The 21315-nt window shown below is 40.5% G+C and carries 17 protein-coding genes and 2 tRNA genes; 11 read left to right on the forward strand and 8 right to left on the reverse strand.

Annotation, left to right across the window (positions count from 1 at the left end; translation table 11 throughout):
• Window positions 1-22: 22 nt before the first annotated feature.
• The 3 genes from hrpA to PVK79_RS06500 all read left to right on the forward strand — a co-directional run bounded on the left by hrpA (window position 23) and on the right by PVK79_RS06500 (window position 4665).
• Window positions 23-3910, forward strand: coding sequence for an ATP-dependent RNA helicase HrpA (gene hrpA / locus PVK79_RS06490; protein ID WP_257325532.1), 3888 nt, complete (start codon window positions 23-25; stop codon window positions 3908-3910).
• A gap of 72 nt (window positions 3911-3982) precedes the next feature.
• Complete coding sequence (locus tag PVK79_RS06495) at window positions 3983-4360, forward strand: response regulator (protein ID WP_145241521.1); 378 nt, start codon at window positions 3983-3985, stop codon at window positions 4358-4360.
• Window positions 4361-4368: 8 nt separating this feature from the next.
• Window positions 4369-4665, forward strand: a complete 297-nt coding sequence (locus tag PVK79_RS06500; RefSeq protein WP_145241426.1) for a PilZ domain-containing protein — start codon at window positions 4369-4371, stop codon at window positions 4663-4665.
• A 34-nt stretch (window positions 4666-4699) separates the two neighbouring features.
• Here the strand turns inward: PVK79_RS06500 and PVK79_RS06505 are convergent, their stop codons facing one another.
• Window positions 4700-5890, reverse strand: coding sequence for a class I SAM-dependent methyltransferase (locus tag PVK79_RS06505; RefSeq protein WP_145241424.1), 1191 nt, complete (start codon window positions 5888-5890; stop codon window positions 4700-4702).
• Window positions 5891-6028: 138 nt separating this feature from the next.
• Here PVK79_RS06505 and PVK79_RS06510 point away from each other — a divergent pair, with 138 nt between their 5' ends.
• Both PVK79_RS06510 and PVK79_RS06515 read left to right on the forward strand, forming a co-directional pair.
• A complete protein-coding gene (locus PVK79_RS06510; RefSeq protein ID WP_145241422.1) occupies window positions 6029-6694 on the forward strand; it encodes an HD domain-containing protein in 666 nt (221 codons plus the stop codon).
• Window positions 6694-7083, forward strand: a complete 390-nt coding sequence (locus PVK79_RS06515; protein WP_145241420.1) for a VOC family protein — start codon at window positions 6694-6696, stop codon at window positions 7081-7083. Before PVK79_RS06510 ends, PVK79_RS06515 begins: the two co-directional genes overlap by 1 nt.
• 7 nt (window positions 7084-7090) lie before the next feature.
• On the opposite strand, the gene PVK79_RS06520 is transcribed toward PVK79_RS06515, so the two are convergent.
• From PVK79_RS06520 to PVK79_RS06530, 3 genes are all read right to left on the reverse strand, one after another.
• The gene (locus PVK79_RS06520; RefSeq protein ID WP_149980744.1) at window positions 7091-8080 is read right to left on the reverse strand and encodes a response regulator; all 990 of its coding nucleotides are present in this window, start codon (window positions 8078-8080) and stop codon (window positions 7091-7093) included.
• Window positions 8080-11421: an MHYT domain-containing protein gene (locus PVK79_RS06525; protein WP_182735741.1), complete on the reverse strand. Its 3342-nt coding sequence runs from the start codon at window positions 11419-11421 to the stop codon at window positions 8080-8082. Before PVK79_RS06525 ends, PVK79_RS06520 begins: the two co-directional genes overlap by 1 nt.
• A 249-nt stretch (window positions 11422-11670) precedes the next feature.
• Window positions 11671-12651 carry an ion channel gene (locus tag PVK79_RS06530; RefSeq protein WP_145241414.1) on the reverse strand — a complete coding sequence of 327 codons (981 nt, stop codon included), beginning with the start codon at window positions 12649-12651 and terminating at the stop codon, window positions 11671-11673.
• Window positions 12652-12736: 85 nt separating this feature from the next.
• On the opposite strand from PVK79_RS06530, the gene PVK79_RS06535 reads away from it, so the two are divergent.
• Window positions 12737-13468, forward strand: coding sequence for a M48 family metallopeptidase (locus PVK79_RS06535; RefSeq protein ID WP_257325533.1), 732 nt, complete (start codon window positions 12737-12739; stop codon window positions 13466-13468).
• A 292-nt stretch (window positions 13469-13760) separates the two neighbouring features.
• Here the strand turns inward: PVK79_RS06535 and PVK79_RS06540 are convergent.
• Together PVK79_RS06540 and PVK79_RS06545 are read right to left on the reverse strand one after the other, a co-directional pair.
• Window positions 13761-13845, reverse strand: a tRNA-Tyr gene (locus PVK79_RS06540).
• 49 nt (window positions 13846-13894) lie between these two features.
• Window positions 13895-13979, reverse strand: a tRNA-Tyr gene (locus tag PVK79_RS06545).
• Window positions 13980-14091: 112 nt separating this feature from the next.
• Here PVK79_RS06545 and PVK79_RS06550 point away from each other — a divergent pair.
• The 3 genes from PVK79_RS06550 (at window position 14092) to PVK79_RS06560 (ending at window position 16226) form a co-directional block, all read left to right on the forward strand.
• A complete protein-coding gene (locus tag PVK79_RS06550; protein WP_257325534.1) occupies window positions 14092-14613 on the forward strand; it encodes a VC2046/SO_2500 family protein in 522 nt (173 codons plus the stop codon).
• 159 nt (window positions 14614-14772) lie between these two features.
• Window positions 14773-15075 (forward strand): DUF6172 family protein, encoded by a 303-nt coding sequence (locus PVK79_RS06555; protein ID WP_145241408.1) that lies wholly within the window; start codon window positions 14773-14775, stop codon window positions 15073-15075.
• Window positions 15076-15281: 206 nt separating this feature from the next.
• On the forward strand, window positions 15282-16226 hold the full coding sequence (locus tag PVK79_RS06560) for a PDC sensor domain-containing protein (RefSeq protein WP_257325535.1): 945 nt from the start codon (window positions 15282-15284) through the stop codon (window positions 16224-16226).
• A gap of 45 nt (window positions 16227-16271) precedes the next feature.
• Here the strand turns inward: PVK79_RS06560 and PVK79_RS06565 are convergent, their stop codons facing one another.
• Entirely contained in the window at window positions 16272-17891 is a 1620-nt protein-coding gene (locus tag PVK79_RS06565; RefSeq protein WP_425607877.1) for a M28 family metallopeptidase, read from the reverse strand.
• A gap of 233 nt (window positions 17892-18124) precedes the next feature.
• Window positions 18125-18364 (reverse strand): RNA recognition motif domain-containing protein, encoded by a 240-nt coding sequence (locus PVK79_RS06570; protein WP_145241401.1) that lies wholly within the window; start codon window positions 18362-18364, stop codon window positions 18125-18127.
• A 133-nt stretch (window positions 18365-18497) separates the two neighbouring features.
• Between PVK79_RS06570 and PVK79_RS06575 the strand changes: the two genes are divergently transcribed.
• Together PVK79_RS06575 and PVK79_RS06580 are read left to right on the forward strand one after the other, a co-directional pair.
• Window positions 18498-19025, forward strand: coding sequence for a YdcF family protein (locus PVK79_RS06575; RefSeq protein WP_257325536.1), 528 nt, complete (start codon window positions 18498-18500; stop codon window positions 19023-19025).
• Between the two features lie 187 nt (window positions 19026-19212).
• Window positions 19213-20877 carry an esterase-like activity of phytase family protein gene (locus tag PVK79_RS06580; RefSeq protein WP_257325537.1) on the forward strand — a complete coding sequence of 555 codons (1665 nt, stop codon included), beginning with the start codon at window positions 19213-19215 and terminating at the stop codon, window positions 20875-20877.
• The last annotated feature ends 438 nt before the right edge of the window (window positions 20878-21315 follow it).

The following is a 21315-nucleotide window of genomic DNA, read 5'->3' on the forward strand; positions in this document are numbered from 1 at the left end:
AAATTTTATAAGGTAGTCGCGGGTGGTTAACCTAGGTCAATTGTTTGGTGAACTAAAAACGTGTTTAAGAAAAGATCAATTCATCTTTAAAAAACGCCTTCACGGCATAAAAAAAATAACCGATGAAACAAAACAAGCAGCCGTGATTGAAAAAATCACTGCAGATATAGCACGTAGCCAACAATTGCGAGAGGTGCGCTTAGCTCAGTTACCTAAAGTAACTTACCCTGAGCAGCTCCCCGTCAGTCAGAAAAAAGACGACATTAAAGAGGCTATCGCCAATAACCAAGTGGTTATTATCGCGGGTGAAACCGGCTCAGGTAAAACCACGCAAATTCCTAAAATGTGTTTAGAACTTGGCCGTGGCGTTGATGGTTATATCGGTCACACCCAACCAAGACGTTTGGCTGCGCGCAGTGTCGCGGATCGGATTGCTCATGAAATGCAATGTGAACTTGGCCAGCAAGTGGGTTTTAAAATTCGTTTTAGCGATCAAGTATCAAATAACAGCTATATAAAGTTGATGACTGACGGTATTTTACTGGCGGAAATTCAACAAGACCGATTTTTAAACCAGTATGACACCATTATTATTGATGAAGCTCATGAACGTAGTTTAAACATTGATTTTATTTTAGGTTATTTGAAAAACCTATTACCAAAGCGTCCTGATTTAAAAATAATTATTACCTCTGCGACCATTGATCCAGAGCGATTCTCAAAGCATTTTAATGATGCACCGATTATTGAAGTGTCAGGACGAACATTTCCGGTGGATGTGCGTTATCGTCCTTTGGTTGAAATTGATAAAAATGATATGGAGGCTGAAGGCGACCAGCTGCAAGGTATTTTTGATGCCGTTGATGAGCTGTGCCAAGAAGGCCCAGGCGATATTTTAATCTTCTTAAATGGTGAACGGGAAATACGCGATACTGCTGATGCCCTTAGTAAACGTAATTTAAAAGGAGCGGATGTTTTACCTTTGTATTCGCGCCTTTCTAACGCAGAACAAAACCGTATTTTTGCTCCCCATAGTCGTCGTCATATTATTTTATCGACCAACGTTGCTGAAACCTCACTTACTGTGCCGGGTATTCGATACGTTATTGATCCTGGTACCGCGCGCATTAGCCGTTATAGTTATCGTACTAAAGTGCAGCGTTTACCGATTGAGCCAATATCACAAGCCAGTGCCAATCAGCGAAAAGGCCGCTGTGGCCGTGTGGAAGCGGGTATTTGTATTCGTTTATATGCTGAAGATGATTTTAATTCGCGCCCAGAGTTTACTGATCCAGAAATACTACGTACTAACTTAGCCTCCGTTATTTTAAAAATGCTTGGCTTAGGGTTGGGCGATATGGCCGAGTTCCCATTTGTACAAGCACCAGATAGCCGTAATATCAACGATGGCTTAACGTTACTAGAGGAACTTGAAGCGGTTAAACCCACTCGTCATAATAGCAATACACAGCTTACTAAATCGGGTATTGAACTGAGCCGCTTACCGGTTGACCCGCGTTTAGCTAAAATGGTACTAACAGCACAAAAGCTGGGTGCGCTGCGTGAAGTGATTATTATTGTGGCGGCGTTATCGATTCAAGATCCACGCGAGCGCCCGCAAGAAAAACGCGCTGCTGCAAACGAAAAGCATGGCCGTTTTGACGATCCTGATTCAGATTTCATCGCCTTTTTAAATTTATGGAATTACTTAGAAGAGCAGCAAAGTGAGCTAAGTAACAGCCAATTCAGAAAGCTGTGCCAAAAGGATATGCTCGCTTATATGCGAATTCGTGAGTGGCAAGATATCGTTTATCAGCTCAGTACTGTGTGCAATGAAATGGGCATGAAAGCGACCAGCAATGTTGCCGATGGCGATAAAATCCATCAAGCGCTATTGAGTGGCATGCTCAGTCACATTGGTTTTAAAGATGAAAAGCAAGTATATAAAGGCGCTCGCAACAGTCAGTTTCATGTATTCCCAGGCTCTGGATTATTTAAGAAAAGCCCAAAATGGTTGATGTCGGCAGAGCTGGTTGAAACCAGTAAATTATATGCACGTATTAATGCCAAAATTAACATCGATTGGGTTGAACCATTAGCACAACACTTAGTAAAACGCAGTTACAGTGAGCCGCATTGGGAGAAAAAGCCCGGCGCAGTGATCGCTTTCGAACAGCAGGTATTATACGGGCTGATCATAGTGTCAAAGCGTCGCTGTGTGTACAGTAACATTGACCCGAAAGTTAGCCGCCAGTTGTTTATTCGCAGTGCCTTAGTAGAGCAAGATTTAGGTCAAAATGAAGGGTTTTTGCAGTTTAATCGCGAACTGATTGAAGATATTCAAACTCTAGAAAATAAAAGCCGCCGTCGTGATATTTTAGTTGATGAGCAAACCTTATATGAGTTTTACGATAAGAAAATTCCTGCTCAAATAAACAGTCGTGCAGCATTTAATAAATGGTATAAAACGCAAAAGCAGCAGGATAAACATTACTTGCAAATGACACGTGATGATTTAATGCAACACGGTGCTGATAGTGTTACTGAGTTTGATTACCCCGATGTATGGCAACAAGGCAATTTAATGTTGCCGTTGAGCTATCATTTTGATCCAGGCCAAGCGGTCGATGGGGTTGCAGTGCATATTCCGGTGGCCTTACTAAACCAAGTAAAAGAGGCTGGCTTTGACTGGCATATTCCGGCATTTCGTCATGAGTTGATCACCGGTTTAATTAAATCTTTACCTAAATCACTACGTCGTAATTTTGTGCCTGCGCCAAATTACGCAGATGCGGTTCTTGCAGCAATCGAGCCTATGCAAGGTAACTTCATTGAGGCACTCAGTACGCGTTTATTACGTATGACAGGTGTAAAAGTTGATCCAGAGGCCTGGGATTTAACCACCCTTGCGACTCACTTAAGACTGCAGTTTGAAGTTCGTGATGAAAAAGATAATGTACTTGCCCGAGGTATGGATTTAGCGAAACTCAAAGCGCAATTGCAGGGTAAAGTGACGCAAACGCTGTCTAAAGTGGCAGATAAAGGCATTGAAAAAGCTGACCTATTGCAATGGGATTTTGGCAAGTTACCGGTATCCTATGTGAAAAAACAAGGCCAGTATGAAATCAAAGCGTACCCTGCGCTGGTAGATAAAAAATCATCGGCGGCAGTGGAGCTATTTGATAACGAAGTTAAAGCGCAAACTGCCCATCAGCAGGGGTTACGCCGTTTGGTATTACTGAATGTACCTTCGCCGATAAAATATTTGCAACAAAACTTACCCAATAAGGCTAAATTAGGTCTATATTTTAATCCGTTTGGTAAGGTTGCTGATTTAATTGATGACTGTATTGCCGCAGGCGTTGACAGTTTATTGGTAAAATTAGGCGATGTACGCACCGAACAAGCGTTTGAGCAAGTAAAAGAGCACGTGCGCGGTGAGCTCGGCGATGCGGTTGTTGCTATTGCAACCCAAGTTGAGCAAGTGTTGAGTATTGCGCATGCGTTACATAAAAAAATGAAAGGGCGAGTTGATTTAACCATGATCACTGCACATGGAGATATAAAAAGCCAACTGGGATCTTTGGTATTCAAAGGCTTTGTTTCAAATCATGGCGCAGACAAACTTAGTGATTTAATTCGTTACTTAAAAGCAATAGAAAAACGCTTAGAAAAGTTGCCAGTTGATCCAAATCGTGACAGATTATGTGTACTTGAGTTAGAAAAGGTTGCTCAAGAGTATCAAAAACAGCTGAAAAAAGTGCCGCCTGGAATGCCTGCTCCGCAACAATTGCAGGATATTTTTTGGATGCAACAAGAGCTTAGAGTATCCTTGTTTGCGCAAACGTTAGGGACACCGTATCCGATTTCAGCTAAGCGTGTATTGAATGCTCTGAAAGAAATTGATTGAGTTTGGTATTTAGTAAACATCGAATACCTTGGAAGGAAATATTTGTTAGATGAGAAGGAACTGATATTAACCATGCGCTCATCCGCTAATACACACCCGCGTTTACTAGTTGTAGATGACGAGTACTTTAATTTTGAAATGCTCAAAGTCGCTTTATCAGCGGATTTTGAGCTCAGTTATGCTGAATCAGGTAAGAGCTGTTTATCGTCGGCTATTGCAAATCCACCGGATGCGATTTTACTCGATGTATGTATGCCCGGCCTAGATGGTTACGACACGTGTCGAATGTTGAAGAACACCCCTGAAACTCGTAATATTCCTGTTGTTATGGTGTCAGGCTTAGAATCCGTACAGGAACAACAAGCTGGTTTTGATGCCGGTTGCGATGCCTATGTGGTGAAGCCTTTTTCGGTCGTGGGGTTATTAGAAAAAATCAATACGGTTGTTTAGGAGTTATTATGCTAAATGAAGATAAACGTAATTTTAGACGTATGCAATTAAATGCACAGGCAAAATTAACCACACTTGAGCCAGTCGCTGATCAACATTTTGATGCTGTATGTGTCGATTTAAGTGCAACTGGGTTGTCACTGCAGTTGGATGAATTACTTGAACTGGGCACCATTGTGAAGGTGAATATTGATTCGACCAGCCCTGCCATTGCACCACTTGATGCAACAGCAAAAGTCGTTCGTGCCAGCAAAGAAAGTGATGGCACGGTAACCGCTGGGCTAGAAATAATGCAGTTTAATTAACCTGATGAACTCAGGTTAATTAGTTGCAGTCAGTTTAGTAAACTTTACAGATCAGGCCTTTTAGGTAAAAACCTTCAGGGTAACTGCCTGCGATTGGATGATCAGCAGCTTGGTTTAAACGCTCCATGATCAACAAATCCTTACCAGCATCAAGGGCTGCATCAGCAACCACTTTTTGAAATAAATTTTGCTCCATTAAACCTGAACATGAGAACGTAAGCAACGTACCACCTGGTTTAAGAATTTGCATGGCAATCATATTGATATCTTTATAGCCACGACACGCACCCGTTAGTTGTGCTTTGTTATCAGCAAATTTAGGTGGGTCCATAACGATAGTATCGAATAACACCCCATCTTCACGGTATTGGCGTAGTAATTTAAATACATCTTGTTTTATGAAGTCAACTTTATCTAAATCAAGATTATTGTGCTCGACATTACGTTTTGCGGTATCAAGCGCGGGTTGCGATACGTCAACGTTAGTAACATGCTCGCAGCCGCCACGCAGTGCATACAATGAAAAGGTACCTGTGTAGCTAAAACAGTTAAGTACTCTTTTATCTTTTGAAAAACGCTCTAATGCAGCACGGCTATCACGTTGATCAAGGTAGAAACCGGTTTTATGACCTTCGAGAATGTCTACTTCAATTTTAAAACCATTTTCTTCAATTAATACTGGCTGCTCAGGCTTATTACCCCATAACACGCCCATAGTCGGCTCTAAGCCTTCTTTGGTGCGCACATCGACATCAGAGCGCTCATACACGTTACAGCCTGGGAAAATAGCGATTAAAGCGCCAACTATTTCACCTTTATGGCGCTCAGCACCGGCACTTAATAACTGACACACTAAAAAGTTGTCAAATTTATCAATGGTTACACCTGGTAAAAAATCAGACTCGGCGGCACATAACCGAAATCCCGTTAAGCCACCTTCAGTAATTACTTGCTCGCGTGCCGCAAAGGCACGACGTAAGCGACGTTCAAAAAAAGCTTGGTCGATGATTTCTGTTTCATCAAAGCTCCAAACACGCGCGCGGATCTGTGAGTGCGGACTGTAAGCCGCTGTAGCTAAAAATTTACCATTACTATCGTGAATGGTCACTGTGTCACCTAAACCTGGCTTACCTTTTATTTTTTTGATGGCTTTTGAAAACAACCATGGGTGTTTTCTTTTTAGTGATTTTTCACGACCAGCTTCTAGGTATACGACAGATGACATTAGGCTTCTCATTACGGATAAATTAAGAGCGTATTTTAGTGAAGCAGGCTCGAACATACAATGAATGTTTTGCACAACAGCCTATAACCGCGGTAAAGTAACAGTAATTCAATGCATTAATTTGAAATTACAGGATTTATGGAACAACGTTTGCCCGTTTTAGTATTATCTGAGCCGTTGCAACAGCTAGAAAATCATTGCCGTGCTTTTATTTTGTCGTTAGTGAGTGCTGATGTCGCCCACGATATTACCCATATTGAACGAGTCGTGCGTGTTGCAAAACAGCTCTGCTTTGCTGAAGATGCTTCGATGGACGTGGTGTTACCCGCAGCATGGTTGCATGACTGTGTTGCAGTGGCTAAAAACCACCCGGATCGCGCTAAAGCTTCAACAATGGCCGCAGATAAAGCAATTTCATTTTTAGCGTCAATAGGGTATGACGCGCAATATTTTGATGCCATTCATCATGCTATTGTAGCCCATAGTTTTAGCGCTAACATTGCAATTGAAAGTGTGGAAGCACAAATCGTTCAAGATGCTGATCGTATGGATGCCTTAGGAGCAATTGGTGTCAGCCGCTGTATGAAAGTAGGGGGCTCAATCGGACGCAATTTATATCACCCTGACGATCCATTTTGCGCCCACCGCAGCCCGGATGACAGCTTGTATACATTAGATCACTTCTTCATCAAGCTATTACATATTGCACAGAGTATGAATACACCTTCAGCAAAAGCAGAAGCGGTGCGTCGTACTGAATATATGCAGGTATTTATTGAACAACTTAAGTCGGAGATTGGCTAATGGCAATGCCTACTTTATCTGGTGTCGATCATTGCCATTTAAATGTGACTAACCTTGCGCAAGCCGTCACGTGGTACAAAACAGTCCTTGGATTTAATATTGTGCCAGAGCTTGCTTTTTGGGATGAGGGTACTGGGCCTTTAACACTAGAAGATCCTGCGGCAACTATTCGCTTAGCGTTATTTGAGCGAGAGGGCAGTAGTAAAGGGATTGCATTTGGCGCATCTGGAGAGCAGTTTATCGCTTGGCTTAAGCATTTGGCTGACTTAAATATTAAAACCGTGGTTGCTGATCACAAAGTTACATACTCTGTTTATTTTCAGGATTTAAGTGGTAATAGTCATGAAATCACCTCTCATGACTATGCATATATCTCGGCCAACATCTAGCATATGGTTAGCCTTGGTAGGCAGAGTACACAGCTAAAACAGCATCTAGCTGGCCTTCAAAAAGTGCGATAAGCTGAGGATCAAAGTGTTTACCAGCTTGCTCGCGCATATGACTTATGGCTTCATCAACGCTCCAAGCTTGCTTATAGGGACGTTTAGAGGTAAGTGCATCGAATACATCGGCGATTGCCACAATACGTCCTTCAATCGAAATTTCCTCACCTTTAAGACCGTTTGGATAACCTGATCCATCCCATTTTTCATGATGCTCCATCGCAAGTATATAGGCGAGCTGCAATAACGGCGATGACGAGTTTGCTAAAATTTTAGCGCCGATTTTGGCATGCTGTTTCATGTGTTCAAATTCTTCGGCTGTTAATTTCCCTGGTTTAAGCAAGATTGCATCGGGAATGCCGATTTTACCAATGTCATGCATCGGCGCTGCTTGTTTGAGAAGCTCAGCATGTTGTTCATTCATTCCATAGGCTAGTGCTAAAATTTTACTGTATTTACTCATGCGCACAATATGCTCGCCAGTATCGGTGTCTTTATACTCGGCTGCGCACCCTAAACGATGGACTAAATCAACGTGAGCCAACTTTAGCTGCTCAGCCTGAACTAGGGATAAATGAGTTTTAACACGCGCTCTTACGATTGCAGGACTAATAGGCTTGGTTATGTAATCTACCGCGCCAATTTCAAAACCTTTAAACTCATCACTTTCATCCGCAAGTGCAGTCACAAAAATGACTGGAATATGCTCAGTAGCAGGGTTTTGTTTAAGCAGCTGACATACTTCAAAACCACTCATATTTGGCATCATAATATCGAGTAGAATGAGTTTGGGTGGCTCTTTTTCAACTAACGCGAGCGCGGCATCACCCGATTTAGCAAAAGAGAGGCGATATTGATTCCCTAATACTTCGCGCATGACTTTAAGGTTGGCGGGTTCATCATCAACAATAAGAATTCGTGGGCGTTCGGTTATTAAGTCCATCAGTGTGTTTCCAAATTTGCTGCCTGATTGAGCAGCTCTATTAATGCAATAAGAGTACTCTGGGCATTGTCAAAGTCAAACTGGTCGAAATATTCGATTAATGCATCCACATCACTTTGATAAGTAGCGGGGGCATTGTCTGCTAATGTTGCTAACAACTCATCATTGAGCTCTGCATTTTCTGCGTCTTTACGCAGTTGTTCACACAGTATTTTAAATTCGCTGAGCGATAGTACTTGGGTATTTTTTTCGCTGCTTTGCACTGCTATACAGCTGCTCGTTTTTCTAGCTAACAACTCATTGACCGCATTAAACTCTATCTGCAATTGCTGAATTATTTGCGCCTGCTGCTCAGGGGCTTGGCTGTTTTCTAAGGTTGAAAGCAGAGCCATCATAGTCGGTAAACCTAAATTACCAGATAAGCCTTTAAGGGTATGTAATGTGCCATTAATATCTTTTAAGGCATTTAGTCCATCATTAAAGATAATGTCACATGTAGCCTGCTGCTCTTTAAAAAAACGGTGTATTTCGCTCAGCTGTTTACACTTACTGCCCCAAAGTTGCTGTCCTTTTTTAAAATCAATATGCTGTGCTGCGGGATCAATGTGAGCAATTTGCGTTTCTATATTTAAACCAAAGCCAAGCACTTGCGCAATCTCTTGATTCAATTGATTGATATCAACAGGCTTATTGGCGAAGCCATTCATACCCGCTTTTTTAGCCGTTAATTTATCTTGCTGTAAGACACTGGCGGTGAGCGCAATGATCGGAGTCTTTTTTAGCTGTCGTTGTTGCTCAATTTCACGAATTTTTTCGGTCGCGGCAATACCGTCACATTCAGGCATATGGATATCCATTAAAATGACATCAAAATCTTGTTTTTCAAAAATAGCGATCGCTTCTAAGCCGTTGCTTGCAGAGCTAATCGTATGCTGATCTCGCGACAATAATAACTGTAGTAGCTCAACATTTTGTGCTATGTCATCAACGACTAAAATGCGCAGCTTAGGTAATTGCGTATGCAACTTATCAAAGTAATTGACTTGGGTTTCATCACCGACCTCTAAAGGCAATGAAAAATAAAAGCAGCTGCCTTTATCTTCTTCACTGACTACGTTGATTATGCCACCCATCAGCTCAACGAGTTGCTTACTGATAGTAGTACCAAGTCCAGTGCCACCAAAACGACGTGTAGTAGTCCCGTCAGCTTGTTCAAAAGGCTGAAATACCGCTTTAAGACGATCTTTAGCAATACCAATACCGGTATCTTGTACTTCAAAAAATAAGTAATTATTTTGTGTCGTACTGACAGTGACATTCACTGAGCCCTGAGCTGTAAATTTAACTGCATTACCAATTAAATTTGTTAAAACTTGGCGAATTCGGTCTGGATCACCGTAATAAGTAGGGTGAACAGACTCTTTGATGGTAAGTGTTAGTTCTAGATCTTTCTTTTTTGCTTCTAACCAAAATGTAGAAATAATACTATCAAGCACCGCTTGAAGATTAAAATGCACTAATTCAATGGTCAGCTTACCTTTTTCAAGTTTTGCAGAATCCAATATTTCATTTAATAGCCGTAACAGCGAGCGAGCCGCATTATTTACGATAATTAAGTGCTTTTGTTGGTCTTGATCAAGTGGGGTATCCATCAATAAATCACTAAAGCCAATAATCGAATTCATCGGTGTGCGAATTTCGTGACTCATATTCGCCATAAATGACTGTTTGGCTTGAGCTGCATCTTCGGCGGCTATTTTCGCCAACTTTAATTTATCTTCGTATTCACGACGTTCACTAATATCGATAATAACGCCGTCGATCCAAATCGCTTCACCTTGCTTGTTGAACTCAAAGCTACCTTTCTCAAGCACCCAAATTAGCTTGCCACTTCGATGACGTAGTCGGTATTCAATTGAGTATTGCGATTTAGCAGCGATCGCTTGCTCGACCGATTTATTGATGCGTTTGTTATCATCTTTAAAAATCAAATCACTAAACTGAATATGCTGATTGATAAATTCCGATGGGACATAGCCAGTTACTTCATTAATGCTAGGGCTAATAAAAATCATGCTCCAGCTTTTATCCAACTGGCAGCGAAATACCACGCCAGGCATATTATTCATCAGCGAGCGGTATTGTTGTTCTTTCGCTATGAGGTTTTGTTGTAGTTTGCGTTGCTCAGTCAAGTCAGTAATAAAGCCAACAAATATTGACTCTTGTCCTGGCTGGTTTGCTTCACCAATACCTAAGCGAATAGGAAATAGGTGACCTTGTTTATGTTTAGCAAGAACATCACGATTGACGCCAATAACTTTACCTAAATCGATGTGATGTGCCTTTAATAGATATTCATCATGCTCGGCTGCGATATCATCTGCCATCAGCATTTTTATGTTTTTACCCTTTACATCAGTGCTATGCCAGCCGAAAATATTCTCTGCAGCGTTATTAAAGCTTAAGATAATACCGCGATTGTTAATTGTTACTATGCCATCTATAGCGGTCGATAAAATAGCCTCTAAGCGAGATTCATTCCCTGTTTTTTCTTCAAGTAACATGCGATAGCGTACCATACCGTTAATGATAGCAACTATCGCGGTTAGAATAATGGTGGCGAACACTACGCTAATAGCAACAAATGTAAGTTCTGAGCTGGCGCTGTCATTACCAATTAATGGCGAGGTTGCAACAAACCGTGTTGCCGCCATTCCCATGTAATGCATACCTGCAACAGCAAAACCCAAAATGATTGCGCTGATCAACCGCGTCTGCAAAGAATTTAGTGTTGGGAGGTGCTTTTTAATATTAAAGCGAGCATATAAAGATATAAACGCCAGTACAACGGCAACGATAATTGACAACCCAAACATCAATGGATCGTAGCGTAGCAGCGGGCTCAATTCCATTGCTGCCATACCACTGTAATGCATAGTGCCGATACCTGCGCCGAGTAGTACCGAGGGCAGTATTAAACTGAAAATAGTGGCGTTATTTTTTACTAATAATGACACGCCAGTTAGGCAGGCTAAAAATGCTGGAATGAAAGATAAAAAGGTGAGTGTTGGGTCGTAGCTGATATTTGTACACAGTGAAAATGCCAACATACCAATAAAATGCATACTCCAAATACCGCCAGAAAGTACCAAGGAAGCCGTTGAGTTGGCTAATTTTTGATAACTTTTGAAGCGTGTTTCTTTGGCCAGATCGATCATGTAAGTTGCAAAAAATGCAGAGAAAATAGCCGTTAAAACAGACAGAGCGACTAAAAATGGGTCATAAACACCATTAATAAGAAGGCTCGGATCGTGATCGGTAATAAAAAAAGCGGTAAGCATAACGGCTCAATACACTGTTATTTCAGTAATAACTAATATCACCTGAAATATATGTTAAGACAATTAATTAATTTTGCGCAAATGCCTGTTATTTGTTTACATATTTAGCTGCAAAATTTAACAAAATCAAAAACTTTTTAAAATCAATTCGCTAAGTTTCATTGTGCGTAATGATAGCATCATTTATAACCAGTTTTATAGCAGGTATTTAGCTGAACTATTTATTTTCGCAGATAAAGTAATCGGTAATTATCGGGTCATACGTTTGACAAATACGACTACGAATAGTGCCAGAGAGAAACTCCCGCAAAACGCTTCAACTGCAGCAACGAATCGGGAGAAACCAACCGGAGTAATATCGCCATATCCTAAGGTTGTAAAAGTAACCACGCTAAAATAGAAGCTATTAAGTAGGGCTAATAAATTATCACTTAATGTTGCCGCCGGATTGAACTGCATAATACGACCAGCATCCATCACCCCAAAAATAAAATAACACAGGGCGCAGCAGATGATCAGTGACAAACTAAAACGGATCACATTTTCAGGCTTTTCACCATACCCGCACAACATATCAATACAGCTCGAGGCTAATCGTTTTTTTGAACCCCGTGGATATTGTGCGTGACGCATCCGCAGTTCTTTGTACGTGAAATTACCCGCCAGTTCAAATAAGCCTTGTTGTTCTGATGCTTTACGTAAATTGCGAAATATTTCTTCTGATTGTTCAAATAAGTCAAGGGCTGCGCTTTTATCTGTATGTTTAAGCGCTGCTTTAGCTTGTTTTTCCTGTAATAGTTCAGCGCCTAGCTCAATGTTATCAATACGGGTGTTGTTTAGTTTTATACCCAATAAATTTGTATCTTGTAGGTTGCAGTAATGCAGGCTTGCTTCGTGCAAGTTGGCTTTCATCAGTGAACTGTGGGCTATTTTATTATTAAACAGGTGAGCGTTGGTGAGCGTTGCACGATAAAAATTACTGTAAGATAAATCAAAACCATCCTCATCATCTTGTTTTATCAAATTAAGCCCATTGAGGTTAGCGCGTTTTAATTGCAATCCCTGTAATAATCCTCCCTTTTTTGCATAGCGCTCTAATTTTTGGGTCAGATCTAAGCCTGACTTATCAAATTTGGCATCATGCCAAAAACAAAAACCTGAGCCCATGTCTGTTTCTTGACAATGATGGCCATCGGGAGAGGTATAACGACAACAAGGCTTATCAGGCATGTTTGATATCGCTTTATTTAATTCTACTTAGTTATAGATTAGCAGTTATTTTGCAAGGTATTATAGTGACCTGTTAATTAGTTCAATGACTGTCGGTCAATTACAAGAGTTAGGTTTGTTTGAATATACATTAAAACGTAGTCGCCGCCGCAAAACTGTCGCTATCAAAGTCCAGCAACAAAGTGTCACAGTTTATGCGCCTGTTGGGGTTGCTAAAAAGGAACTTGAAAGCTGGCTGCTAAGTAAAACTGACTGGATCAATGCGCAAATTAATAAGCAAAGTCAAATGCTTGATACTCGCCAATACCCATTACAAGATAATCGCGTACTGGTTTTTTCACAACCTATGATACTGACTTATGGTGTCAGCTCGCGCAGCGCATGGCAGCTAGTAAAAAATCAGCTGGGGAATGTGTTACAGCTAAATCTTTCTGGACGGGTTAAGCATCAGCAGCCAATGTACCAAACCTTGCTCGAAAGTTTTTTACATGAGCAATTAGAAAATTATATTGAAATGCGTGTACATGCTTATTGCCTAAAAATGGCAGAGGCTTTACCTAGCAGTATTCGCATTCATACTTATAAGCGTCGTTGGGGCAGTTGTAATCGACGACGAGAATTGACCTTTAATTTGTTATTAGCCAGTGCGCCGCAGAGTATTATTGATTATGTAATTGTGCATGAACTAGCTCACTTGAAATATTTAAATCACAGTGCCGCATTTTGGCAGCGCGTCAGTGAGTTTTATCCTGATTATAAGCAAGCAACAAAATGGTTAAGGCAACACGGTGCGAGTTTACAATGGGTAGTCGAATGAGTTAGCGAGGATAAAGTTACCGAGGGTAAAGTTAGCGAGGGTAAAGTTAGCGAGGATAAAGTTACCGAGGATAAAGTTACCGAGGATAAAGTTAGCGAGGATAAAGTTACCGAGGGTAAAGTTAGCGAGGGTAAAGTTAGCGAGGATAAAGTTAGCGAGGATAAAGTTACCGAGGATAAAGTTACCGAGGATAAAGTTACCGAGAATAAAGTTAGCGAGAATAAAGTTAGCGAGAATAAAGTTAGCGAGAATAAAGTTCGAAGAATGAAGTTTTGCTGATAGATAAGAAAAGTGGTGGAGGGAGCTGGATTCGAACCAGCGAAGGCTGAGCCGTCAGATTTACAGTCTGATCCCTTTGGCCGCTCGGGAACCCCTCCACACTAATTTTGTCGCATTTGGCCCCACTTAACTTAGCGGTAAGAAAAGTGGTGGAGGGAGCTGGATTCGAACCAGCGAAGGCTGAGCCGTCAGATTTACAGTCTGATCCCTTTGGCCGCTCGGGAACCCCTCCAATGCAACGGCGCTGATAATAGCAAAGTGAGCATTTAAGTAAAGAAAAAAGCTAAAGAAATATTAAATAAAGCCGATAAATATCTATTACTAACTGCAATCGGCTAAAGTCTATGCCAATCGATGATTTGTTAATCACAGAGAGTCAACTTAACAATCGTCTTGCCAAAAGTGTCTCAGAACACCGTCGTGGCGAGTTTGCATTATTATTGGCAATGCTTTCTCATGACGTGTTAGATTTTAGTCAATTTCATCTCCCTAAAACCCCATTTGATGCACATGCTTCAACACCAACTGAAGCGCAATTACGTGAACAATTAGGGGCAGGGCCTGAGCAAGCATTGGCTCCAGATGAATTTGATATGCTCATTGGCCAACATAATGCACAGCTATTACAACAAGGCAGCATGGCAGATATTCGTTTACGCTCGTGCCTTGCGCCGGAACCATTAGTGATCAGAGATGATAAAAACCATATTCCACTAATGGTGATTGATAATTGCGAACTTGTCGTGCGAAAGCGTCATTTAGATAAAGAAACACAGCTGGATCATCCGCAAATGGATGCGGCTGCATTTTACGATAGCCTTAATAATGCTGAGCTTCATCAACCCTTACACCTTGCCCAAGCGTGATATTAAGCTGTAATAATTATCGGTAAAAATATTTTATTTATTTTAGTGTAAAAAAAGCATCCACAAACTAAATGCAATTGCTATAATGACCCCAAATGGCATTTCCAATTTACTTGGTATTATTGCCATCATCATTAAATCAAGGTAATTAGGAACGTAATGAAGAAAACATTCACGCTGAATCACGAGAAAATCAAATACCCTCGCATGGTAGATGCTGCAAAGCATGAAGTAAAAAAGTATTTGAAAAGAGAGCGTAACAAAACGTTGCCAATTGATGCTGATTACTGGGCATTTGATTGTAAATTTGGTAACACTGCTGAAGATGCCCAAGTGGTGCACGTTGCTGAAATTAGCAACTCAATCAGCGAAATTGAAAAACAAGGCTTAGAGTCGTTTTATGTTGAAATCATTGCTAGAGCTGCACAACGTCAAGTGCAAGACTCTGATGATGAAATTTAAAAGTAATTGATTTAATGAAAAAATGGGCTAAGTAGCCCATTTTTTGTGCTTGCAAAAAAGTAAGTCCAGCACTTTATTTTGCACCTGGTTGGTGCGAAATAGATTATTTATTTTATTTAAATAATACAACTAATTGATTTATAAGTTTTTGTAAAGTTGGTTCTGTAATTGCTATTACTTTTAATTATGCAGTTAGGAGCAAACACATGGCAAGAATGAGTTATATCAGTAGCGTCGAACGTTACCAAGAATACCAAACCGTGATCCACGACTTACTTGACTCAGTGCTAGCAAGCTTAGAAGACGGTGTTAAAAAACAACAAGATAATCGTTACTTAATCGCTCAATACCCATTTTTAGAATTACAATACTGTTTAGATAAAAATGGCGTGCAGCTAGGTAATAATGTCTGCTTTAAACGTCAGTATATGAAAACCTTAAATAATCGTGGCGATTCACAGGATTTGAGTGAACGGCCGTATTTTCAAGGTATCCAACAGCAGCAACATACTCGTTTTACGCCGCCCTATATTTCGATCGCGACCAATCACTTATGTATTTCAGCAATAAAATCGTTACATGCTTCATATGGCGAAAATCGCTATTTAGTGATTGATGTATGTCTAACGCAATTAATCGAATTTATTATGGGGGATCGTACTCGCGCCACGATGACGCCATTTTTTAAAGCGGGTTATGGCATTATTGTCAGTTGCTTATTTATCTTAGTGTTATTTTTACTTGGTAGGGTGTTTGGTGATATTTATAGCTTACTGTTTGTCCGCTCTATAGAAAATGATCCGCTCGAACCGTTTACGATCATCATTTTTATCACCCTCGCGTTAGCAATATTTGATTTAGGTAAAACGATTCTCGAAGAAGAAATTTTAATGCATAAAGATATCTTTAGGCACAGTTCAACGCGGCGCACTATCACACGGTTTATTTCAACTATTTTAATTGCAGTGTCTATTGAAGCGTTATTAACGATGTTTAAGGCAGCGCTGGGGCAGTTGCAGTATTTATTACCGGCAATTTATATGATGTTGGCGGTTGTAGGGCTATTGATTGCGTTGGCTATTTATGTGTATTTAGGGGCAAAAGCCGAAACCTTATTATTGAGCGCACAACGCAATAAGAAAGGGCATTAATAAAAATGGGGTAGGCGATGAATGCCTACCCCAACTCAACTTAATTTATTCTGCGCGGTCTTGGGCGCGACGAGTTTTAAAATCTGAATCTGCTTGCCATTTTGGCCAATCACCGTTGTTTGCCAGTTGTGATGCGATATCAACAATTAACTCGATGTCTTGTTTTACACCACCTAATGACCACTGAGCAGAGTAATCATCAGCTTCTTTATGGTATTTATGAGCAATATAATCTGGATCTGTATCACCTAAACTCATAAACAGTAAACCAGGTACGCCTTGTTTAGCTAGTGAGAAGTGATCTGATCGGAAGAATAGGCCGTTTTGTGGCACGGGATCCATTTTTACATGACGGCCTTGTTTGCTTGCGGCTTTGCTAAGGTAGTCTTCCATTTGTGATAAACCTTTACCGTATTGCAGTATGTAATCGGTGCCATCTAGCACATTCATACCATCAATATTTAACAGAGCGACCATCTGCTTGGTAGGGATAAGTTCGCCACTGGCAAATTGCTCTGAGCCAATTAACCCTGTTTCTTCGGCGGTAAAGTTTGCAAAAATAATCGAGCGCTTAAACGGTTTTTGTTTATGCATGTTACTTAATATACGAGCGATTTCAATTGTGGCAGCACTGCCTGAGGCATTATCAACTGCACCATTATAAATTTTTGGCCCGCTATCAGTTTGCTTAGTGCCAAAATGGTCCCAATGTGCGCTGACCACAATATATTCATCAGGCGCTTCACTGCCCGTTAATTGCGCAACAACATTGTGTGATTTAGCGTGTGACACTTCGTTTTTAAATGCAAGGTTTGCTGTTAAATTAAGCGCAGTAGCTTTAAAGTCGTCGTTAAGTGCTTGTTGCTTTAATTGTTGATAGCTCAAGTTTGCTGATTTAAATAGCTGCTCGGTTGCATCGAGTGTTAGCCAACCCATTACCGGTAGTTCTGATGCGTTTAGGTTGTTATCCATCAAGGTATATTTTGTGCCTGTATTTGAGCTTTCAACTACGCCCCAAGGATATGCAGCTGGCGCTGTTTCGTGCACAATAAATACTGCGGCTGCGCCTTGGCGAGCGGCTTCTTCGTATTTGTAAGTCCAGCGACCGTAGTAGGTCATGGCGTTGCCGGTAAATAGCGCATCGTTTTGCGTAGCAAACCCAGGATCATTTACTAACACAACAACCGTTTTACCCGTTACATCAATATTTTTATAATCATTCCAATTATACTCGGGCGCATTAATGCCATAACCAACAAATACTACCTCTGAATTACGAACATCAATAAGTGGCTGTAATTGTTTCGTTCGCGCCGTAAAATCTTTTCCAGCGGTAAAGCTCAAGTCGCCAATTTTTAATTGCATGTTTTGATCAGCGGTTACCATCGCCATTTTTACCGGCTGTAAAAACTTATTATTATATGCGCCAGTTAATCCAAGCGCTTGGTATTGGTCACTTAAGTAACCCACAGTTTTTACTTCACCGCGCGTTAATGGACCGCGTCCTTCAAATTCGTCTGAGGCAAGGGTTTTAATATGTTGTTTAATATTGCTTAAATTTACACTGGTTGTATTGTCAAGCGTTGCCTGTTCTTGAGCAGGCTCTGAACAGCCAATTAAGCCCAATAATAAAGTTATACTGAGCGATTTAAAAAGAGGAGACATAATTGCAGGTTTTTAAGGATACATACTGTGACTATATGGGGTGTCGGTTTTGCTGTCTAGTTTTTTGCCATGAAGCGCAGATATTTTTATAAAATACAATTAGTTGATTTTGGGTACTATGATTTAGTGATTGAATTAAATTTCGTTGGGTGAAAGGGACTGGCGCAGAAGTTGTGTGGGGAAAAGCTAAAAGCCAGCGAAGAGTGCTGGCCTTTTGCAACAAAATAACACGTTTAAGCGTCAGCTTTCTTTACGCGGATCTTGCTTTTATCAACAGTACTTTGATTCAATGCTTTTATTGCTACAGCAGCTTCTGCATCGTTTGGCATTTCTACAAAGGCAAAGCCTTTCGATTGGCCGGTTTCTTTATCTAGTACTAAATTACAATCGGCTACTTTACCGTGTTCAGTAAAAAGTACGCGGATCTCATGTTCAGTGATAGTACGTGATAAGTTTCTAACTAATAGTTTCATAAAGAACCATGTTTTAAAAATAACAGTGTGGATTGTCTCAAGGAAAAGCCGTTTGACCTAATGATTAATTGCAAACCGCAAAAATAGTTTTAAGCTGATAGCCAAAGAATAAAAAACAATTGAGAATCGCGTAATGAGAGCAGCGACGAATAGCGAAATTAAAACGGCACTGATTGTTTTAGGTGGGCCAAATAACAACGATGGTAGTTTATCAGTAATAGCAAAAAGCCGTTGTCAGCGAGCTTATCAAATATACCAAGCAAACCCCTCTGTTAAGGTATTGTGCACCGGCGGGTTTGGCGCACATTTTAATACCACTAACCACGCCCATGGTGAATATACTAAAAGTTACTTAATTGAACTTGGCATACCCGAATCTGCTTTTTTACCGGTGGCACTAAGCCGCTTTACCTTTGAGGATGTGTTACTCACTAAGCCAATACTTATAGCGGAACATATAACCGCGGCCATTTTAGTCAGTTCAGAATTTCATATTGCGCGAGTTCATTATGTATTTAGTCATGTGCAGCCTAATTTAGAGCTAACTCTGGTAAGTGCTAAAACGCCATTGTCAGAGATTAAATTAGCGCAGTTGTATGCCCATGAACGTCAGGCAATGCAGCGTGAGGAAGCGAATGTGCTTAAGCTGCTCAGCGCTTAAATAAGTCCGTTAGTTACTTGTAATCGATTGAAGAGCCTCTTTATTTGATGTTTATTCATAATCAACTATGAATTTGTCATGCAAGTTTCATTGAAAGTTCAAGTTAGTAATTATTAGGCATTAATTGCTGTCATTTTTACTGCTTACTATGACCACTCTAATTATAAAAAGTATAAATGGAGTTGTTGTGAAAAAATTTAAACTAAACCTATCGTTCGTTTTAGTAACAGTATTACTAGGCGCATGTAGTGATGGTAAAGACGGTGCTAATGGGACAGATGGCACGAATGGTAATGGCGGTATAGACGGTGCTGTTGGATTAAACAGCTTAGTTATGCAAACAGAGTTGAATATGGGCGATAGCAACTGTTGGATGGGCGGCATAAAAATTGATTCGGGTTTGGATGCCGACCGCAATGGTGCTTTAGCCACAACAGAGGTTACAAGTACGTCCTTTCTTTGTAACCCTGATAATTTTGGGACTACCGGTGAGCGTCTATCTTATACCGTAATGCGCAACGAACTAGAAAATTATTATTACCCAGGATCTACTTTTGAGGTACGCAATGGTGGTTACGGCTCTGATATGGATGGTCACCCGATGAATACGACACAATTTTATGCTTTAACTGATCGTGGTCCTAATTCTAATTATCGAACCTCTCAAGAGGGCGCACCTCACGGTAATGGTAAGAAGTTCCCAACACCTGACTACACGCCGCGTATTGGTTTATTTGCAGTTCAGTCAACGGGTGATATCGCTAAGATTAAAGATATTTTGCTCAAAGATCGTGATGGTAACAATATTAGTGGCCTACCAAATTCAGCTGCATTAGGTGGAACAGGTGAAGTACCGTATACGACTGATGGCGAAGTTATTCGCGCAGATATGACGCAGCCGTATGACGAAGTTACTAACCCTGCAGTTTATGATGATTATGGTTTGGATGCCGAAGGTTTAGCTGCTTTAAAAGATGGTACTTTCTGGGTTAGCGATGAGTATGGTCCACACATGGTGCATTATGATGCTAACGGTAAAGAAATTGGCCGTATTAATGCATTTACCGCAGACATACGTACAGATGCTATTAATACTGATTACGGTTTGAAGATTAACTTACCAGCAGAGTTTGCTAATCGATGGGCTAACCGTGGTATGGAGGGGTTAGCGATCACACCTGATCAGAAAACATTAGTCGGCATTATGCAATCAAGCTTGGATAATCCGAGTAAAAACCGTACAGATTTAACTCGTATTGTCACTGTTGATTTAGAAACTGGCAATATTTCGCAATATTTGTATCGACAGGTTAAAGGGTCGAATTCTAACTCAGCAATTAAAGCGCTGAGCAACACGAGCTTCTTAGTACTTGAACGTGACGGTGCTTTTTATAACAAAGGTGATGAGACAGCACAAAAGCATGTTTATAAGATTGATATCAGCGGTGCGACCGATTTAGAAGCAGTTGCAGCAATGGGGGATATTGAACAAAATAGCAATTTAGGTTTAATCATTGCAGGTAAAACAATAGAGCAAGTTATAAATGATGCAGTTGATTATGATGCAGGTTGGGCTGAACTAGCTGCAAAGAATATCTTACCAGTGACAAAAAGCACATCGCCAGTTGTTGATATGGTTAACGAAGTTTCTTACCCACATGACAAGATGGAAGGTTTATGGCTTATCGATAATACGCGTTTGGGGGTGATTAATGATGATGACTTTGCTACTTGGTCTGAAGCCACTATTGGAGGGCCGTTAGGGCAAAAGTATTTAGATACTAATAATACTGTCGTTGATGGTAATACCTTGTATATAGTTGATGGTCTGGATTTATCACCTATTCAATAATCATAATGAATTCAAGCCGATTCACGTCGGCTTTTTTTATTACAATTTATAAAGGTTAGTGATGAAACATAAAAGCGAATTTGTCAGTGGTTTGTCATTATTATTAATTTGTAGCGCTGTTAGTGCCGATAATCCTGATGTGATTTCTCGATAGTATAAGGGTTTACTCGAGCCTAGCAAACTAACTTATAGTAATGAGTCGGCTAACGTAGACAGTTATTTTAGTGCATTTAAAGCCATAGTAGAGGCGGCAATCTTACGATGTAAATGGCTCATTATCACTTGATAAGAACCGTACAGTTAAGTTTTTCGATACTCTAGGTAGCTGTCAGCTGCAAAATTTAGGTTATTCGTTTCGTGAACCAATCGAAAATGGTAATTCAGAAGTGACATTGAAATTTCGCAGTCGGGATCGCTATATCGCTAATTTCGAAGATT

Origin of the sequence: Pseudoalteromonas rhizosphaerae (assembly GCF_028885455.1) — a bacterium.
Lineage (GTDB): Bacteria > Pseudomonadota > Gammaproteobacteria > Enterobacterales > Alteromonadaceae > Pseudoalteromonas > Pseudoalteromonas rhizosphaerae.

Bases quoted from the DNA above. Each gene is read 5' to 3' on its own strand.
- PVK79_RS06565 (WP_425607877.1), bottom strand. From the start codon at position 17,891: ATGTCTCCTCTTTTTAAATCGCTCAGTATAACTTTATTATTGGGCTTA.
- PVK79_RS06505 (WP_145241424.1), bottom strand. From the start codon at position 5,890: ATGTCATCTGTCGTATACCTAGAAGCTGGTCGTGAAAAATCACTAAAA.
- PVK79_RS06500 (WP_145241426.1), top strand. From the start codon at position 4,369: ATGCTAAATGAAGATAAACGTAATTTTAGACGTATGCAATTAAATGCA.
- PVK79_RS06570 (WP_145241401.1), bottom strand. From the start codon at position 18,364: ATGAAACTATTAGTTAGAAACTTATCACGTACTATCACTGAACATGAG.
- PVK79_RS06550 (WP_257325534.1), top strand. From the start codon at position 14,092: ATGCCAATCGATGATTTGTTAATCACAGAGAGTCAACTTAACAATCGT.
- PVK79_RS06535 (WP_257325533.1), top strand. From the start codon at position 12,737: ATGACTGTCGGTCAATTACAAGAGTTAGGTTTGTTTGAATATACATTA.
- PVK79_RS06575 (WP_257325536.1), top strand. From the start codon at position 18,498: ATGAGAGCAGCGACGAATAGCGAAATTAAAACGGCACTGATTGTTTTA.
- PVK79_RS06530 (WP_145241414.1), bottom strand. From the start codon at position 12,651: ATGCCTGATAAGCCTTGTTGTCGTTATACCTCTCCCGATGGCCATCAT.
- PVK79_RS06520 (WP_149980744.1), bottom strand. From the start codon at position 8,080: ATGGACTTAATAACCGAACGCCCACGAATTCTTATTGTTGATGATGAA.
- PVK79_RS06555 (WP_145241408.1), top strand. From the start codon at position 14,773: ATGAAGAAAACATTCACGCTGAATCACGAGAAAATCAAATACCCTCGC.
- PVK79_RS06495 (WP_145241521.1), top strand. From the start codon at position 3,983: ATGCGCTCATCCGCTAATACACACCCGCGTTTACTAGTTGTAGATGAC.
- PVK79_RS06510 (WP_145241422.1), top strand. From the start codon at position 6,029: ATGGAACAACGTTTGCCCGTTTTAGTATTATCTGAGCCGTTGCAACAG.
- PVK79_RS06515 (WP_145241420.1), top strand. From the start codon at position 6,694: ATGGCAATGCCTACTTTATCTGGTGTCGATCATTGCCATTTAAATGTG.
- PVK79_RS06525 (WP_182735741.1), bottom strand. From the start codon at position 11,421: ATGCTTACCGCTTTTTTTATTACCGATCACGATCCGAGCCTTCTTATT.
- PVK79_RS06560 (WP_257325535.1), top strand. From the start codon at position 15,282: ATGGCAAGAATGAGTTATATCAGTAGCGTCGAACGTTACCAAGAATAC.